Source organism: Plantactinospora mayteni (genome assembly GCF_016862935.1).
Taxonomy (GTDB): domain Bacteria; phylum Actinomycetota; class Actinomycetes; order Mycobacteriales; family Micromonosporaceae; genus Plantactinospora; species Plantactinospora mayteni.
This window is the reverse complement of record NZ_BONX01000023.1, coordinates 25784-43458: the sequence shown is the minus strand read 5'-3', so window position 1 is coordinate 43458 and position 17675 is coordinate 25784. Positions and strand designations below refer to the sequence as shown.

At 73.7% G+C, this 17675-nt stretch carries 13 protein-coding genes and 1 pseudogene; 11 read left to right on the top strand and 3 right to left on the bottom strand.

What is annotated here, in order from left to right; all coding sequences use genetic code 11:
* Window positions 1-33: 33 nt before the first annotated feature.
* Window positions 34-1065: a helix-turn-helix domain-containing protein gene (locus tag Pma05_RS16410; protein WP_203858286.1), complete on the bottom strand. Its 1032-nt coding sequence runs from the start codon at window positions 1063-1065 to the stop codon at window positions 34-36.
* Between the two features lie 498 nt (window positions 1066-1563).
* Here Pma05_RS16410 and thyX point away from each other — a divergent pair, with 498 nt between their 5' ends.
* The 5 genes from thyX (at window position 1564) to Pma05_RS16385 (ending at window position 7609) form a co-directional block, all read left to right on the top strand.
* Window positions 1564-2307, top strand: coding sequence for an FAD-dependent thymidylate synthase (thyX, locus tag Pma05_RS16405; protein ID WP_203858697.1), 744 nt, complete (start codon window positions 1564-1566; stop codon window positions 2305-2307).
* 46 nt (window positions 2308-2353) lie between these two features.
* Complete coding sequence (dapA, locus tag Pma05_RS16400) at window positions 2354-3277, top strand: 4-hydroxy-tetrahydrodipicolinate synthase (RefSeq protein ID WP_203858285.1); 924 nt, start codon at window positions 2354-2356, stop codon at window positions 3275-3277.
* 82 nt (window positions 3278-3359) lie between these two features.
* Window positions 3360-5048, top strand: coding sequence for a ribonuclease J (locus tag Pma05_RS16395; protein WP_203858284.1), 1689 nt, complete (start codon window positions 3360-3362; stop codon window positions 5046-5048).
* Window positions 5049-5345: 297 nt separating this feature from the next.
* Window positions 5346-6995, top strand: coding sequence for a S1 family peptidase (locus Pma05_RS16390; RefSeq protein WP_203858283.1), 1650 nt, complete (start codon window positions 5346-5348; stop codon window positions 6993-6995).
* Between the two features lie 161 nt (window positions 6996-7156).
* Window positions 7157-7609 (top strand): DUF2784 domain-containing protein, encoded by a 453-nt coding sequence (locus Pma05_RS16385; RefSeq protein ID WP_203858282.1) that lies wholly within the window; start codon window positions 7157-7159, stop codon window positions 7607-7609.
* Here Pma05_RS16385 and Pma05_RS43770 read toward each other — a convergent pair.
* Both Pma05_RS43770 and Pma05_RS16375 read right to left on the bottom strand, forming a co-directional pair.
* On the bottom strand, window positions 7551-9398 hold the full coding sequence (locus tag Pma05_RS43770) for a type III secretion system chaperone family protein (protein WP_307836856.1): 1848 nt from the start codon (window positions 9396-9398) through the stop codon (window positions 7551-7553). The genes Pma05_RS16385 and Pma05_RS43770 overlap by 59 nt on opposite strands.
* Window positions 9399-9485: 87 nt before the next feature.
* The gene (locus tag Pma05_RS16375) at window positions 9486-9953 is read right to left on the bottom strand and encodes a YbjN domain-containing protein (RefSeq protein ID WP_203858281.1); all 468 of its coding nucleotides are present in this window, start codon (window positions 9951-9953) and stop codon (window positions 9486-9488) included.
* 201 nt (window positions 9954-10154) lie between these two features.
* On the opposite strand from Pma05_RS16375, the gene Pma05_RS16370 reads away from it, so the two are divergent.
* From Pma05_RS16370 to Pma05_RS16345, 6 genes and pseudogenes are all read left to right on the top strand, one after another.
* Window positions 10155-12629 (top strand): DNA translocase FtsK, encoded by a 2475-nt coding sequence (locus tag Pma05_RS16370; RefSeq protein WP_203858280.1) that lies wholly within the window; start codon window positions 10155-10157, stop codon window positions 12627-12629.
* A 136-nt stretch (window positions 12630-12765) separates the two neighbouring features.
* On the top strand, window positions 12766-13686 hold the full coding sequence (locus tag Pma05_RS16365; RefSeq protein WP_203858279.1) for an ornithine cyclodeaminase family protein: 921 nt from the start codon (window positions 12766-12768) through the stop codon (window positions 13684-13686).
* A 122-nt stretch (window positions 13687-13808) separates the two neighbouring features.
* Complete coding sequence (rimO, locus tag Pma05_RS16360) at window positions 13809-15320, top strand: 30S ribosomal protein S12 methylthiotransferase RimO (protein ID WP_203858278.1); 1512 nt, start codon at window positions 13809-13811, stop codon at window positions 15318-15320.
* A gap of 226 nt (window positions 15321-15546) precedes the next feature.
* Window positions 15547-16089, top strand: coding sequence for a CDP-diacylglycerol--glycerol-3-phosphate 3-phosphatidyltransferase (gene pgsA / locus Pma05_RS16355; RefSeq protein WP_239312577.1), 543 nt, complete (start codon window positions 15547-15549; stop codon window positions 16087-16089).
* Window positions 16090-16176: 87 nt separating this feature from the next.
* Complete coding sequence (locus Pma05_RS16350; RefSeq protein ID WP_203858277.1) at window positions 16177-16701, top strand: CinA family protein; 525 nt, start codon at window positions 16177-16179, stop codon at window positions 16699-16701.
* Between the two features lie 295 nt (window positions 16702-16996).
* Window positions 16997-17341, top strand: a pseudogene (locus Pma05_RS16345) (helix-turn-helix domain-containing protein); the annotation flags it as partial.
* Window positions 17342-17675 lie beyond the last annotated feature (334 nt).

The following is a 17675-nucleotide window of genomic DNA, read 5'->3' as shown; positions in this document are numbered from 1 at the left end:
GCTCGGCGCGGCACGGGGGCTCGCTCGTGCTGCTCAGCGGTGGTTTCCCGGCATGCCGCGCCGGGCGCCCCGGGCGTGCCCGGCGAGCTGCCAGACGACCGCGTTGTCCACCCCGAGCACGGCACCCAGGTCGCGCAACTCTGCCTCGGTGGGCACCCGCCGGGCGGTGAGGATCTCGGCCACCACGGCCGCGGTCAGCCCGGTCCGGATGGCCAGCTCGGTGACGGTGCTGCGGCCGAGTTCGGCGTACGCGCACAGATATTGCGCCAGCGCGCGGTGTGCCAGAGCCGCGGTCGGGTCGATGTGCTGGGAGAGCTGCCCGAGCGGGCTGCGTTGCCGCTGTTCCAGGGCTGCCGACAGTTCGGCGGCCCGGTCCGGATGGGTGCCGGGCTCCCGGATCAGCAGCACCTGCACCGTCAGTCGGGCGCAGTCGGCCCGCAGGTCCGCGATGTCGAGCGCGACGTCCCGACCGGGCCAGCCCCGGCCGGCGCCGCGCCCGTACTGCCCCCGGGGCTGGTTGGCGTCCGGCCGGGCGTCGGCGACCGGCGGGGTGTTCGGAGTACGCCAACGCTGGGCCGTGCCGTGCCGGCCGGGGGCGTTCGGTCGGCGTACCGTCCGAAGGGCCGCCGGATCCCGGACCGGGCGACGGTCGACGGAGGTGTCCGGACCGGTGCCGCTGTCCGGACTGACGTTGTCGGAGCCGATCCGACCCGGGCCCGTCCGGTGGGCGGCCTGTCGGGCGGCGGCCCGGTGCAGGGCGGCGGCCTCGGCCCGGATCCGTTCCCGGGGCGCGTGCTCCGGCAGGCACCGGATGATCATCTCGGCAGTACTCCACGGCGGCCCGTGCCGGTACCGGCCGGAGAGGTGCTCGGAGAGGGTCTGCCGGGTGAAACGCGCCGGCAGGATCTCCCGGGCAGCGGCGGTACGCAGGACTTCCGCCTGCCCACCGGCCAGCTCCGGCCCGCCGACCAGGTGCCGGACGTAGAGCGTGTACGCCACCGCCTCGGGACTGGCGCAGCGGGCGCGGATGGTGTCGTCGTCGATGCCGGGAGGTCCGGGGGGCATGTCGGTCGTCCTTGCCGGGTGGGCGTTACCCGACAGCGGCGGTGCCTGTCGGAAACACGGGGGGTAGGGCGGCGGCGCTCTTTTCCGACAGTCGACCGGCCGGCGAGAGTACCTGCGGTTCCTCGCCGGTCCTCCCGGCCGGCGGGTGGGCCGTGGTCCTTCGTACCGGCCGGCCGGCAAGCCCAGGTCGGTGCGGAGGACCACCAGTCAGGAAGATCACTGATCGTGGAAGGTCGATGACAGAATGCCTCATCGTGCCCGACTGTGGGGAACCGGGTTGCTGCTCCTCGGCACCGCCGTGGCGACCGCGACCGCCCGGGCCTGGCTCCGCCGACGCCGTCCACCAGCGGGCCACCTGCGCTGGCCGGACGATCCGACCCGGGGCGGGCGGCTCGGCCGGCCCCTGCCCCGGCACCGCCGCCGGCCCGGCGCTCCCGGCCCGGTAGGGGGTCGTCGGGGATGACGCCGGAGGAGACTAGAGTCCGAGGAATGCCGGAGATGGTGGTCCCCCAGGTCAAGGTCATCGCGTGGACGCACTTCGAGACACCGGAGGACGTACCGTGGTCGACCGACGCGGACGGCGGCCAGGCGCTGGCCGAGTTCGCCGGCCGGGCCTGCTACCAGTCGTGGCGCAAGCCCAACCCGGCCACCGCGACCAATGCGGGCTACCTCGCGCACATCCTGGAGAGCCAGCACCTCTCCGTACTGGAGCACGGCACCGTCACCTTCTACTTCACCGGCGTGTCCCGCTCGTTCACCCACGAACTCGTACGCCACCGGCACTTCTCCTACTCCCAGCTCTCCCAGCGCTATGTGCCGGAGCGGGAGGCCGCGATGGTGGAGCCCTCGGTGATCGCCGAGGACGCCGAGCTGCACAAGCGGTTCGTGGAGGCGAGCGAGGCGAGCCTGCGGGCGTACAACGACCTGCTGGAGGGGCTGGAGCGGCGCTTCGCCGACGTGGAGAATCCGACACTGCGCCGCAAGCAGGCCCGACAGGCCGCCCGGGCGGTGCTGCCGAACGCCACCGAGACCCGGATCGTGGTCACCGGCAACTACCGCGCCTGGCGGCACTTTGTGGCGATGCGGGCCACCGAGGGTGCCGACGTCGAGATTCGTGAGCTGGCCGTCGAGTGTCTGCGGCAGCTCCAGCGCGTCGCGCCGAACGTCTTCGGCGACTTCACCATCAGCGCGCTGCCGGACGGCACCGAGATCGCCACCAGCCCGTACGCCCAGTTGTCCTGAACCCTTCCCCGCCGGTCGGGCGGCGGCAGTCCGATAGGTTGTTCGCATGACCCACCACCACCCTGCCAACGCCGACCGGGCGGCGCCCCGCCCGTTCGGGCGCCTGCTCACCGCGATGGTGACCCCGTTCACCCCGGACGGCTCGCTGGACCTCGACGGCGCGGCCCGCCTCGCGGCCCACCTGGTGGACGAGCAGGGCAACGACGCGCTGGTCGTGAACGGGACCACCGGCGAGTCGCCGACCACCACGGACGCGGAGAAGGAGCGGCTGATCCGCACGGTGGTCGAGGCGGTGGGCGACCGGGCCCGGGTGGTCGCCGGGGTCGGCACGAACGACACCCGGCACACCGTCGAGCTGGCCGGTGCCGCCGAGAAGGCCGGGGCGCACGGGTTGCTGGTGGTCACGCCGTACTACAACAAGCCGCCGCAGGCCGGGCTGGTCCGGCACTTCACCGAGGTGGCCGACGCCACCGCGCTGCCGGTGATGCTCTACGACATCCCGCACCGCAGCGGCGTGCCGATCGCCACCGAGACCCTGCTGCGACTCGCCGACCACGAGCGGATCGTCGCGGTGAAGGACGCCAAGGGCGACCTGGTCGCCAGCTCGACGGTGACCAGCCGGACCGACCTGGCCTACTACTCCGGCGAGGACGCGTTGACGCTCTCCACGCTCGCGATCGGCGGGGTCGGCCTGGTCGGCACCTCGACCCACCTGACCGGGGCGCTGGCCAAGCAGATGATCGAGGCGTACGACCGGGGTGCCACCGCCGAGGCGCTGGCCCTGCACCGGCGGCTGCTGCCGCTGTTCACCGGGATCTTCCGTACCCAGGGCACCATCCTGGTCAAGGCGGCGCTGGCCGCGCGGGGCCTGCCCGCCGGGCCGGTACGCCCGCCGCTGGTGGAGGCCACCTCCGACGAGATCGCCCAGTTGCGGGCGGACTGCGCCGCCGCCGGGCTGGAACTGCCGTGACGAGAGTCGGGGACCGGACGGGAGTCGGAGAGATCGTGCCGGAGCGGGTTCGTGCCGGCGGACGGGGATGCGAGGCGACGGCATGAGCCAGCCGGGAATTGAGCTGGAGCTGCCGCCGCCGCTGCCCGAGGGCGGGCTCCGGATCGTGCCGCTGGGCGGGCTCGGCGCCATCGGGCGGAACATGACCGTCTTCGAATACGACGGCAAGTTGCTGATCGTCGACTGCGGGGTGCTCTTCCCCGACGTCGAGCAGCCCGGTGTCGACCTGATCCTGCCGGACTTCGCGCCGATCCTGGACCGGCTCGCCGACGTACAGGCGATCGTGCTGACGCACGGGCACGAGGATCACATCGGGGCGGTACCGTACCTGCTCGCCCACAAACCGGACATTCCGCTGGTCGGTTCGCAGTTCACCCTCGCCCTGGTCGAGGCGAAGCTGGCCGAGCGGCGGATCGAGCCGTACACGCTGACGGTGCGGGAGGGCGGTCGGGAGCGGCTGGGCCCGTTCGAGTGCGAGTTCTTCGCGGTCAACCACTCGATCCCGGACGCCCTCGCGGTGGCCGTCCGGACCCCGGCCGGGCTGGTGCTGCACACCGGCGACTTCAAGATGGACCAGCTCCCGCTGGACGGCCGGATCACCGATCTGGCCGGGTTCGCCCGGCTCGGCGCGGAAGGCGTCGACCTGCTGCTCTCCGACTCGACAAACGCCGAGATCCCCGGCTTCGTCAGCTCGGAGCGGGAGATCGGGCCGGTACTCGACTCGATCTTCGCCAAGGCGCGCGGCCGGATCATCGTCGCCTCGTTCGCCTCGCACGTGCACCGGGTGCAGCAGGTGCTGGACTCGGCCGCCGAGCACGGCCGCAAGGTCACCTTCATCGGCCGGTCGATGGTCCGCAACATGGGCATCGCCCGCGACCTCGGGCTGCTCCGCATCGAGCCCGGCCTGGTCGTCGGGCTGGACGAGGCGACCGCGCTGCCGCCGGACCAGATCGTGCTGATGTCGACCGGTTCGCAGGGCGAGCCGATGAGCGCGCTGGGCCGGATGGCCACCGGCGACCACCGGCACATCACGGTCGCCCCGGGCGACACGGTGGTGCTGGCCAGCTCGCTGGTGCCGGGCAACGAGACCTCGGTCTACCGGGTGATCAACCAGCTCTCCCGGGCCGGTGCCACCGTGATCCACAAGGACGTGGCCAAGGTGCACGTCTCCGGGCACGCCCCGGCCGGTGAACTGCTCTACCTGCTCAACGTGGTCCGGCCGAGCAACCTCATGCCGGTACACGGCGAGTGGCGGCACCTGCGCGCGCACGCCCGGCTCGGCATCGAGTCCGGGGTCGCCGCCGACCGGGTGGTGCTCTGCGAGGACGGCGACGTCGTGGACCTGGTCGAGGGGCACGCCCGGGTGGTCGGGCACCTCAAGAGCCGGTACGTCTACGTCGACGGACTCGCCGTCGGTGACGTCGGCGAGTCGCTCCTCACCGAGCGGCGCATCCTCGGCGACGGCGGGTTCATCTCGGCGACCGTGGTGGTCGACTCGGTCACCGGCAAGGTGGTCGGCGGTCCCACCGTCTCCGCCAAGGGCTTCTCCGACGACCCGGACGCGTTCAACCCGGTGATCCCGCTGATCACCGAGGCGCTGGGCCGGGCGGCCACCGAGGGCATCACCGATCCGCACCAGTTGCAGCAGATCGTCCGCCGTACGGTGGGCCGCTGGGTGAACGACGCGTACCGGCGGCGTCCGATGATCGTCCCGACCGTGGTCGAGGTCTGACCCGCGCCGCACAGCGTCGACCAGCAGCTTCGAGTCGTCGGGAGACCAGCGGCTTCGAGTTGTCGGGAGAGTTGTCGGGCCACCAGCAGCTTCGAGTTTGTCGGGCCGGGTCCTTCCGCGCGGAAAACGTGCGGAAGGGCCCTTCCGCACAGTCGTCGCCGTTCCGGGTAATACGGACGAGAGCCGCCTCCGGTTCAGCCGATCGGCTGTGAGATTGCCCATCACCGATCCGTTCATCGTCGGCCGGCCGCCGGCCGTACCTTCCCGCGGGCTGCCCGATGGTGAAGGAGGCGATCGATGGATCGCGGACGCGCGACGCGGAGCCGGCGAGGCACGGTCAGTCGGCGGAGTACGGCACAGCGGCGGGGAATCGCGATCGGCGTGACGGTGGCGACCGTCGCCGGTCTGGCGGCGGTGACCTGGCCGGCACTGGCCGGGGAGGACCCGCCGAGATCGGAGCGGACGCCGTCCGGGCCGTCCCGGCAGATCGTCGACGCACTGGCCCGGGACCTGTCGCTGACCGAGGCCCAGGCGCGGGCCCGGCTGGACCGGGAGCAGTGGGCCCGCGGGACCACGCAGCGGCTGCGTACCGAACTCGGGGCCGGTTACGGCGGCACCTGGCTCGCCGCCGACGGCAACCAGTTGATGGTGGCGGTGACCGACCAGGCGGCTGCCGACCGGGTACGCGCCGCCGGAGCCGAACCGAAGGTGGTCACCCGGAACGCCGGACAGCTCGACACGGTCAAGGCGAGTCTGGACCGGATCGCCGACGAGGCCACCCCGGACGTCGCCGGCTGGTACGTCGACGTGTCGAACAACCGCGTCGTGGTACGCGCCCAGCCCGGTACCGAAGCCGACGTGCGGCGGTTCGTCCGGACCAGTGGTGCCCCGGCGGGCGCGGTCGAGGTGGTCGCCTCGGCGGAGGCCCCGGTGCCGCTGATCGACGTACGCGGCGGTGACCCGTACGTGATCGACGACCGGGCCCGGTGCTCGATCGGCTTCTCGGTCGTCGGCGGATTCGTCACGGCCGGCCACTGTGGAGCGCCGGGTGCCACCACCAGCAGCCCGGACGGGGTCGCCCAGGGTGTCGTCTCGGCCTCCTCGTTCCCCGGCGACGACTGGGGCGTGGTGGAGACCAACGACGACTGGGTACCGCAGCCGGTGGTCAACGACTTCGACGGCGGCACCATCAGCGTCGCCGGTGGGCAGGAGGCACCGGTCGGCAGCTCGATCTGCCGGTTCGGCGCCACCACGGGTGCCCGGTGCGGGGTCGTCGAGGCGCTGAACGCGACGGTCGTCTACCCGGAGGGTACGGTCACCGGGCTGACCCGGACGAACGTCTGCGCCGAGCCGGGCGACTCCGGCGGCTCCTGGATGTCTGGCGACCAGGCCCAGGGGGTCACCTCGGGCGGCTCCGGCGACTGCACCGTCGGCGGCACCACCTTCTTCCAGCCGCTGACCGAGATCCTCGACGTCAACGAGCTCACCCTGGTCACCACGGCGAACGGACCGGGAGCACCCCCGGCCGACCCGCCGGCCGGGACCGAGCCGCCCGCGACCGAACCGCCGGCCGCGACCGAACCGCCCGCGACGGAGCCGCCGGCCGCGACCGAGCCGCCGAGCCCGCCGCCGGGTTCGGAGTGCGCCGAGCACAAGGCGCTGAAGGCCGCCACCCTCGGGGCCGGGAGCCGGCAGGTACAGCCCGCCGGTCGTTACTTCCGGGCCGGGCACGGTCGGCAGGTCGGCTGCCTGGACGGGCCGTCCGGGGCCAACTTCGACCTGGTACTCCAGAAGTGGAGCCGGGGCGGCTGGCGTACCGTCGCTGTCTCCGACGGGCCGACCGCGGACGAGCAGATCTCCTACAGCGGCAGCGCCGGCTTCTACCGCTACCGGGTGGAGGCCCGGCGCGGCTCCGGCGACTACACCCTCGGCTTCTCGGTGCGCTGAGGCAGCCGATCCGAACCGAGGTAGCCGACCTGCACTGAGTAGCCGACCTGGGCTGAGGTAGCCGGGCGCGGCGACGAGTCGAGAGCGCCGGCCGGCGGGCTGAGTATCCGTACCCGGTCCGCCGGCCGCCCGGCTGGGTAGCCTTTGTCCGGGAGGCGGCGATGGGTTACCGGTTGTTGGTCACGCTGGTCCTGACGCTGCACTTCGGCTTCCTGGCCTATCTGGTGCTCGGCGGGTTCCTCGCCTGGCGCTGGCCGAGGACGATCTGGGCGCATCTCGGTGCCGCCGCCTGGGGCGTGCTGGTGACCGCCGCCCAACTGGTCTGCCCGCTGACCTACCTCGAGCACTGGGCGCGGCGTCGGGCCGGCGAATCCGGCGTCGGGCGGGGCTTCATCGACCGCTACATCGAGGGCGTGATCTACCCCGAGCGGTACGCCGCGCTCGCCCAGGCACTGGTCGCCGTGCTGGTCCTGCTCTCCTGGCTCGGCCTGCTCCAGCGACTCAGGCTGCTCCAACGTTTCGGCTTGTTCCAGCGGTTCGGCCTGTTCCAGCGGCTCAGGGCAGGGCGGCCACCGCGGCAGCGTAGGCGGCTCCGCTGGCGAGGGTCGCGTTGACCAGTACGGCGAGTTGACCGGCGGCGACGCCGTGCTCCAGGTCGGTGCTGACGTCGCCGGCCAGCACCAGTTCCCCCGCACCGAGATCGAGGACGTACGCCTTGGGCAGCAGCCGGTCGTGGTTCCAGGCGTTGCAGAACTCGTACGCCTCGGCGAGCCGCTCCGCCGGCAGCCGGCGCCCGGCGGTCACCCGGGCGTGCAGGATCTCGCCCCGCTCACCCAACCGCTGGAACTCGATCAGCGCGTCGCCCCACCGGCCGCCGACCGTGCCCGCCGGACCGAGTACGTGCTGGTCCGCCCGGTCCCGCAGCACGTCCACGATCGCCGCCACGGTCAGCGGCCCGACCACCGCGAGCCCGTCGCCCCGGCCTCGGCACACCAACGGCTCCGGCTCGGCCGCCGTTCGAAAGTCAGCCCTCCTTCGAGGCTCGCTCGCCGGCTCGATCGCGGTCGGCCCGGCCGTCCGCTCCAACTCGACTGCCGTCCTCGGCTCGGCTGGTGGCTTCGCCGTCGTTCTCCGCTCGGTCGCCGTTGTCGGCTTCGCTGTCGCCTTCGCCCCGGCCCCTGGCTCCGGGTTCGCCGCCGGCTCCGGCTCGGTCGCCGGCTCCGGCTCGGTCGCCGGCTCCGGCTCGGTCGCCGGCTCCGGCTCGGAGGCGATTGCTCGCTCCGGCTCGGTCGCCGGCTCCGGCGGTAGGGGTATCGGGCCGGGTAGTGGGCGTTCGGCCAGCCAGGAGGCGATCCGGCCGGACTGGTGGCTCGTCCCGTTGCGGGCGTCGAACCGGCCCGCCAGGTCCTCGGCGCTGGCCGTCAGCTCGCGGCCGAGCGCCGTGACGGTCAGCTCGGCGGCGTGCCGCCCGGCGTACCCGGGTCGGTGGATCGGGTGTCGTGCGAAGCCGGCCGGGCCGGCCAGCCGGCAGAGCAGCGCCCCGGCGGCGGCGAACTCCAGCGCGGACGCCTCGTCGGGTGGGCGGTCCAGCTCGGGCAGGTGCCGGGCGAGGATCTCCAGCCCACGGTCGTGGTGACCGGCGAGCGCGCAGAACCGCAGGTGGTCGGCGAGGAACGGAAAGCCGGCCCGCTCCCGCCGGTGCCGCCGGTAGGCGCGTACGTGTGCGTCGGCGGCCTCGTCGTGACGGCCGAGCCGCAGGTACGCCAACTGGATCGTGCCGAGCGCCCGCTCCGGCTGGTCGGGGCAGCACAGCGTGCCGGCGAGCACCGGCTCGACGATCTCGACCGCCTCGGTCCACCGGCCCCAGCCGGTCAGCAGCCTCGCCTGGTCGGCCGGCTCGCAGGCGAGGCAGCCCCCGAACTCGTCCCGGGGTGCGGCCCGCCACCGCACCAGCCACCGTCGGGCGGTCGACTCGGCACCGACATGATCGGCGATCCGGCAGCGCAGCGCGTACGCCGGCCGCCGGCTCTGCCCGGCCGCCCCGAGTCGCCGCTCCAGGTCGTCGAGGGCGGCACCGGCGCGGGCCAGCCCGATCCGGGAGGTACCGCAGAGCGCGGCCACCGCCTCCCGGTGGTAGCCGGGCAGCCGGGCGGTGTCGGTGGGGTCGAACCTTCCCGGTGCACCGTCGACGACGTCGAGGCACCAGCGCACCGGCGAGAGCATCCGCCACGGTTCGACCTGCCGGTGCACCTCGACCAGGGCCAGCCGGGCCGCGAAGCCGACCCGGACGTCCCGGCCGGCGTCGGCGTACGCGACGATCCGGTCCAGTTCGGCGACCTTGGCCCCGTCGTCCGGCCGGTCCCGGGCGTCCGCCAGCGCGGCGAGCAACTCGTCCCGGGTCACGCGGTCGCCGCGCGGGGTGGGGTCATCGGGTTCCTTCCCGGGGTCGGGGCCGGCTTCCCGGGGCGGGACGGCCGCCGGTGAGTTTACTCAGCGTCGCAGCTCCGCCACGGCGGCACACATCTGCCGGCCGGTCGAGATGCCGCAGTCGAGCAACTGGTCGAGCTGCCGCACCGTGACCCCACGCTCCAGGTCGGTGACCACCTCGCCGCAGACCCGGGCGCTGCCGTCGTCGTTGACCTGCACGAACGCCTTCGGCCAGAGCCGGTCGCGGTTCCAGGCGTTGCAGAACGCGTACAGCGCGGGCACGTCGTCGACCGAGAACCGGCTCGCCGCCATCGCGCGGACCTGGAGTACCTCGCCGGCCTCGCCGAGCCGGAGGAAGTAGAACAGGTTGCCGTCCCAACTGCCGACCAGGTCGCCGTCCGGATCGGTGTAGCAGGTGTGCCCCCGGCCCCCGAGCACGCTGCCGAGAAGTTCCTCGGTCAGCGGTCGCAGTCGCTCCGACCGGCCACCGTCGGGCCGGTCTGCGGCGTCCACGGCATCCGGTACGGGCATGCGGGTCCCTCCTGGACGGCTGGCGGCTCCGCCCGTGATGGTAGGACCACGGCCGCCACTGTCGGGACAGGCCGGGCTGCCGACGGCGGGGATCGCCGGGGGCGTGGACGGTGCCGGTCGGGTGTGATCCGCAAGGTAGCTGGTCAGACACGACGCGCAAAAGCGGGGAATCCTCAACGCGCGCCGCTAACGTGTGAACTTATGGCGGGCCGTGCCTCCTCTCAGGCGAACCGGCGCCGGAGCGGGTCCACGACCCGGTCCGGCGGTACACGGACGAGCAACACCCGGGCGCGGCAGCCGGCCCGGAGCCGGACCGCCGCCACCCGCCGGCCGACCCGGACCACTCCGGCGGCGTACGTCGGCCGGGCGCTCGGGGCGACCTGGATGGGGCTGGCCCACGGCGTCGGCTGGGCGATGCGGGCGGCCGGCCGGCAGGCGGCGACCGCGCGCGACCTCGACCCGGAGCATCGCCGGGACGGCGCCGGTCTGCTCCTGCTCGGCCTGGCGATCCTCAGCGCCGTGGCGGTCTGGTTCTCCTCCGCCGGGCCGCTGGGCGGTCGACTCGCCGACACCATCCGGCTGTTCTTCGGGGCGATCTCGATCGTGCTACCGATCCTGCTGCTGATCGGGTCGGTCAAGCTGATGCGCGTGCCCGCCGAGCCGGAGCACCGGGGCCGGGGGCTGGTCGGCTGGACCGCGCTGATCGTCGGCACGGCGGCGCTGCTGCACATCGGGCAGCATCCGGCGGACAACGTCGAGCGGGACTACGCCGGTGGCCTGATCGGGGCCGGGGTCGGCGGCCCGCTGGAGAGCGCGGTCAGCGCCTGGGTCGCCGTACCGCTGCTGGTGCTGCTGCTGCTCTTCGGGCTGCTGGTGGTGACCGCGACGCCGATCAACAAGGTGCCGGAGCGGCTCGGGCTGCTCGCCGGCGCGGTACTGGGCCGGCCGGAGTCGGAGGAGGACGCCGAGCCCGAGTCGGCCCGGGGCACCCAGGGCCGCCGGCCGCCGCGCCGCCGCCCGTCGCCGCTGCCGGACCCGGCCGACGAAGACGAGCCCGGCTACGAGATCGACACCCCTGCGCAGGGGACCGTGCCGGTGCCGCGCAAGCCGAAGGGGAAGGTACCGGCCGCCCGGAAGGCGCCGGAGCCGCCGGAGCACTCGGCGGCACCCACCCGGGCGGAGCAGTTGGCGATCACCGGGCTGGCCGGCGACTACACGCTGCCGCCGGCCAACCTGCTGCGCCCCGGCGGTGCGGCGAAGACCCGCAGCCGGGCCAACGACGAGGTGATCGCCGCGCTGACCGGGGTCTTCGACCAGTTCGACGTGGACGCGGCGGTGACCGGCTTCACCCGGGGCCCGACCGTCACCAGGTACGAGGTCGAACTCGGGCACGGCGTGAAGGTCGAGCGGATCACCCAGCTCTCCCGCAACATCGCGTACGCGGTCAAGTCCCCGGACGTGCGGATCCTCAGCCCGATCCCGGGCAAGAGCGCGGTCGGTGTGGAGATCCCGAACAGCGATCGGGAGGACGTGGCGCTCGGCGACGTGCTCCGGTCCCGGGCGGCGACCGGCGACCACCATCCGATGCTGGTGGCGCTCGGCAAGGACATCGAGGGCGGCTTCGTGGTCGCCAACCTCGCCAAGATGCCGCACATCCTCATTGCCGGCGCAACCGGTGCCGGCAAGAGCTCATGTCTGAATAGTCTGCTTGTGTCCGTCTTGACCCGGGCGACTCCAGACGAGGTACGGCTGCTGCTGATCGACCCGAAGCGGGTCGAGATGACCAACTACGAGGGGATCCCGCACCTGGTCACACCGATCGTGACCAACCCGAAGAAGGCGGCGGACTCGCTGGACTGGGTGGTCCGCGAGATGGACATGCGCTATGACGACCTGGCCGCCGCCGGGGTACGCCACATCGACGACTACAACCGCAAGGTCCGGACCGGCCAGATCAAGCCGCCACCGGGCAGCGAGCGGGAGATCCGGCCGTACCCGTACCTGCTGGTGGTCGTGGACGAGCTGGCCGACCTGATGATGGTGGCGCCGCGCGACGTCGAGGACTCGGTCGTCCGGATCACCCAGCTCGCGCGGGCCGCCGGCATCCACCTGGTGCTGGCCACCCAGCGCCCGTCGGTCGACGTGGTGACCGGTCTGATCAAGGCGAACGTGCCGTCCCGGCTCGCCTTCGCCACCTCGTCGCTGGCCGACTCCCGGGTCATCCTCGACCAGCCGGGCGCGGAGAAGCTGATCGGCCGGGGCGACGGCCTGTTCCTGCCGATGGGCGCCTCCAAGCCGGTACGCATCCAGGGTGCCTGGGTCACCGAGGGCGAGATCAACGACATCGTCAAGTTCTGCAAGAACCAGCGCGAGCCGGAGTTCCGGTCCGACGTGCTGACCCCGGCGCAGGACACCAAGAAGAAGGTCGACGAGGACATCGGCGACGACCTCGACCTGCTGGTGCAGGCAATCGAGCTGGTGGTCACCTCGCAGTTCGGCTCGACCTCGATGCTCCAGCGCAAGCTGCGGGTCGGCTTCGCCAAGGCGGGCCGGCTGATGGACCTGATGGAGACCCGGGGCATCGTTGGGCCGTCCGAGGGCTCGAAGGCCCGGGACGTGCTGGTCAAGCCGGACGAACTGGAGGAGGCGCTGGCGGCGCTCCGCCCGGAGGACTGATCGGCCCGGTGGACTGATCGGCCCGGTGGACTGATCGGCCCGGACGACTGGTCCGCCCGGTGGACTGATCGGCCCGGAGGCGGCGTTACCGACCGGCGGTTGACCTCAACCACGGTTGAAGTATCAGAATTCGTTGATGACCCAGTTCATCACCGACGCCGAGGTGGCGGCCCGGTTGGACCCCGCGACGGCGGTAAGGGCGATCCGGGACGCCCTGCTGGCGGCGTACCGGGGGCGGCTCGTCGCCCCGCCCCGGGTGGCCGCACCGCTGGCCGGTGGCCGGCTGGTCCTCACCGCTGGGCAGCTCACCGGCGAGTGGTACGGCTTCCGCTCGTACGACACCTTCGGGCATGCCGAGGGTGAGCAGGTGGTGGCGCTGCACGAGGCCGGTACCGGGCGGGTCCGGGCGATCGCGGTCGGCGAGGAGATCGGGTCCCGGCGTACCGGGGCGCTCGGCGGGGTGGCGGTGGACGTGCTCGCCCGGCCGGACGCGGCCACGCTCGGGGTGATCGGTGCCGGTGGCCAGGCGTGGGCACAGGTCTGGGCCATCGCGGCGGTACGCCGGCTGCGCGAGGTGACGGTCTTCTGCCGTACTCCGGCCGGGCGGGAGAAGTTCGCCGCCCGGGTACGGGCCGAACTGGGCATCCCGGCCCGGCCGGTCTCCACCGCCCCGGCGGCGGTACGCGACCGCGACATCGTGGTGCTCGCCACCACCAGCCCCACTCCGGTGATCTCGGCCGCCGACCTGAGCCCCGGCAGTCACCTGAACACGGTCGGGCACAAGCAGGTGGGCCGGGCGGAGTTCGGCCCCGACCTGCTGGACCGGGCGGATCTGCTGGTCACCGACTCGCTGACCCAGGCCGGGGCGTACGACCCGCCGATGCTCGCCACCGTCGGGGCGTACGCCGGGCGGTTGCGGGGGCTGGGCGCGGTGCTGGCCGGCGCGCTTCCGGGCCGGACCACGGCGGACCAGGTGACGGTCTTCTGCGCGGTCGGCCTGGCCGGCAGCGAGGCGTTCCTGCTCGACCGGCTGACCCGGTCGGGGGCCGACGGCTGACCCGGGCGGCGGCCGAGCCGGCCGGTGCGGCGCCGCCGGTTCGGGGTGCCGGGCCGGGGTGACGCGCCCGGCACGGGGGCAGCCGCCATGCCGGGACCGTCCGGCCCTCCCGGTAGGCTCGGATGGTGTCTGCCACTTCCTCCTCCTCGACCGCCGGCCGCCGGGTCGCGCTGCTCACCCTCGGCTGTGCCCGTAACGAGGTCGACTCGGAGGAGTTGGCCGCCCGGCTGGACGCCGACGGCTGGCAGGTGACCACCGACGGCGAGGGTGCCGACGTGGTGCTGGTCAACACCTGCGGTTTCGTGGAGAAGGCCAAGCAGGACTCGATCCAGACGCTGCTGGCCGCCGCCGACACCGGGGCCAAGGTGGTGGCGGCGGGCTGCATGGCCGAGCGGTACGGCCGGGAGCTGGCCGACGGCATGCCCGAGGCCGGCGCGGTACTCAGCTTCGACGACTATCCCGACATCTCGGCCCGGCTGGACGACGTGCTGGCCGGCAAGCAGTTCCCCGCGCACACCCCCCGGGACCGGCGCGAGCTGCTGCCGCTGACCCCGGTGGCCCGGCACGGCGGCGCGGTCGTGGTGCCGGGGCACGGCGAGGCGCCCGCCCGCCCGGCCGGCGGCACGCTGGTGGCCGACGCGCACACCCCGGCGCACCTGCGTCCGGTGCTGCGGCACCGGCTCGACTCCGGCCCGGTCGCCTCGCTGAAGCTGGCCAGCGGCTGCGACCGGCGCTGCGCGTTCTGCGCCATCCCGACCTTCCGCGGCGCCTTCGTCTCGCGTACCCCGGACGACCTGCTCGCCGAGGCGGAGTGGCTGGCCCGCTCGGGCGTCCGGGAGCTGGTGCTGGTCAGCGAGAACTCCACCTCGTACGGCAAGGATCTCGGCGACCCCCGGCTGCTGGAGAAGCTGCTGCCGCAGCTCGCCGCCGTCGACGGCATCGTCCGGGTCCGGGCCAGCTACCTCCAGCCGGCGGAGACCCGTCCCGGGCTGGTCGAGGTGATCGCCAGCACGCCGGGCGTCGCGCCCTACTTCGACCTCTCGTTCCAGCACTCCAGCGAGGCGGTGTTGCGCCGGATGCGCCGGTTCGGCTCGACCGACCGGTTCCTCGAACTGCTCGGGTCGGTCCGGGAGTTCGCCCCCGACGCCGGGGCGCGGAGCAACGTGATCGTCGGCTTCCCCGGCGAGACCCGGGCGGACGTGGCGGAGCTGGAGCGCTTCCTCACCGCCGCCCGGCTGGACGCGATCGGCGTCTTCGACTACAGCGACGAGGACGGCACCGAGGCCGCCACCCTGCCGGGCAAGGTGTCGGCGGCCACCGTCAAGCGGCGCTACGACCGGCTCTCCGCGCTCGCCGACGAACTCTGCTCGCAGCGCGCCGAGGAGCGGCTCGGCGCGGCCGTCGAGGTGCTGGTCGACTCGGTGGACGACGGCGTGGTGGAGGGCCGGGCGGCCCACCAGGCGCCGGAGGTGGACGGCTCGACGACCCTGGTCGCCCCGGTCGGCGGCGGGGTCGACCTGGCCGCGTTACGCCCGGGCGACCTGGTCCGGGCCAGAGTCACCGGCACCGAGGGCGTGGACCTGGTGGCCGTACCGGAGGAGATGGTCTCGGCGGCGCCGCGTGGGGCGGGGTGATCCGGGTGGCAGCGACGGTCCCGTCGAGGGCACCCCACCGGTGCGCCGCTGGCGGCGGGACGCCGTCGTGACCGAGGCGGCGGATGCGGTACCGGCCGGGGCGGGCTCGCCGACGCCGGCCGGCACGGTCGAGCCCGGGGCGGGCCGGAGTGGCGCGGGTGCCGGATCGGGTCGGGCCGCGTCGGCCGTCGAGCCGGCGCCCTCCGGTCGGGTCGGTCCGGTCCCGGTGGTCAACGCGGCCAACGGGCTCACCGCGCTCCGGCTGGCGCTGGTACCCGTCTTCGTCGGGCTGGTGATCAGCTCCGAGATGGTGCACTCCGGCTGGCGGGTGGCCGCCTGCCTGACCTTCGTCGTCGCTGCGGCGACGGATCTGGTCGACGGCTGGATCGCCCGGCGCTGGGCGCTGGTCACCTCGTTCGGCAAGGTGGCCGACCCGATCGCCGACAAGGCGCTGACCGGCACCGCTCTGGTCCTACTGTCCTGGTATGACCGGATCCCCTGGTGGATCACCGTACTCATCCTGGTCCGCGAGTTCGGCATCACGCTGATGCGGTTCTGGGTGATCAGGTACGGCGTCATCGCGGCCAGCCGGGGCGGCAAGGCCAAGACCGCCGTCCAGACCCTGGCCATCGTCTGGTACCTCTGGCCGGTGCCGGAGAGCGTGGCCTGGGTCGGGCCGTGGATCCTCGGTGTCGCCGTGGTGGTGACCGTGCTGACCGGGCTCGACTACGTGGTCCGGGCGCTGCGGCTGCGCCGCGCCGCACCCTGACCGGCGCACCGGCCGAGTAGCACCCCCCGACCGGCCCCGGCCAGGAATCGACGGGCCGCAGAGCGCGGCTGACCGGAGGAGGATCGGATGGACGACCCCGCACGGGCGGCCGACAACGGGGCCGCGGCGGTCGTACACGCGCTGGTCGACCGGGGCGCCACCCTGGCGGTGGTGGAGTCGCTCACCGGTGGCCTGCTGGCCGCGACGATCGTCGACATCGCCGGGGTCAGCAGCGTGTTCCGGGGCGGCCTGGTGGCGTACGCGACCGAGCTGAAGTCGTCGCTGGTGGGCGTACCGGCCGAACTGCTCGCCCAGCGTGGTCCGGTCGATCCGGACGTGGCGGCGGCGCTGGCCGAGGGTGGCCGGGCGCGCTGCGGCGCGGACTGGTGCCTCGCCACCACCGGGGTCGCCGGCCCGGAACCGCAGGACGGCAAGCCGGTCGGACTCGTCTTCGTGGCGGCGGCCGGCCCCTCCGGCACCGTCGTACGCCGACTCGACCTCGACGGCAACCGGCTGCGGATCCGGATCGGTGCGGTGAGCGGCGCCCTGCACCTGCTCGCCGAACGGCTGCACGCCGAGGCCGACGAGCGCCCGGTCGGCGGCCCACGCTGATTCCCGCGCCATCGGCGGGCGGGTGGCGGGAAGATCGGACTGGCGGGGCGGGATGTCGTCGGCGGCCGTACCGGGTACGGTTGCGGGAAGGCTCGGGCAGTCGACGTCGCGGTCACCGCCGCAAGGCGGCCAGATCGACATCGCCGCAGTACGGCCAGATCGACACCGCCGTAGCGCGGGCGGATCGAGACCGCCGTACCACGGCGAGGTCGAGGTCGCCGCAGCGCGGCGGGGTCCAGGTGACGGCGCCGGTCCGACGTCCGGGAGGGTCTGAGCCCGCGACACGGGAGGTGCGATGGTCCTGCTACGCCGGGTGATCGGTGACGCGCTACGGGCGCGTCGGCAGGGGCAGCACCGGACCCTGCGCGAGGTCTCCTCTGCCGCCAACGTCAGCCTGGGCTACCTCTCCGAGATCGAGCGGGGCCAGAAGGAGGCGTCGAGCGAGCTGCTGGCCGCCATCTGCGACGCGCTGGGTGCCCGGCTCTCCGAGCTGCTCCGGGACGTCAGCGACACCGTCGAGGTGGCCGAGGGGCTGCCCGGGGTGCTGGTGCCGGTCCAGGAGAGCCCGCTGTCCGGCGGGCGGGACGGGGCGAGGCGTCCGGAGTCCGGGGGACCGGCCGAGGAGGCTGGGCGGGCCCTGCCGGCGTACCCGGAACCGGCCCGGCAGTCCGGCGCGACCGAGCCGGCCCGTCAGCCGGCCACCGCCGAGCCTGTACGGCAGTCCGGCGCCGCCGAGCCGGCCCGGCAGGCGGCGGCGGCCGAACCGGCCCGTACCGAGCCCGTCGCGCAGTCAGCGCGGGTCGAGGCGTCCCTGGCCGGACCGGCGCTGGCCGACCGGGCCCTGCGTACCCTCACCGAGGGCGGCGTGCACCAGCTCGGCGCCGAGCCGGTACGGCAGATCGCGACCGATGGCACCGTTTCGGTGACGGTACGGCAGGAATCGCCGCTCAAGGCGACCCTGCGGACCACCCGCC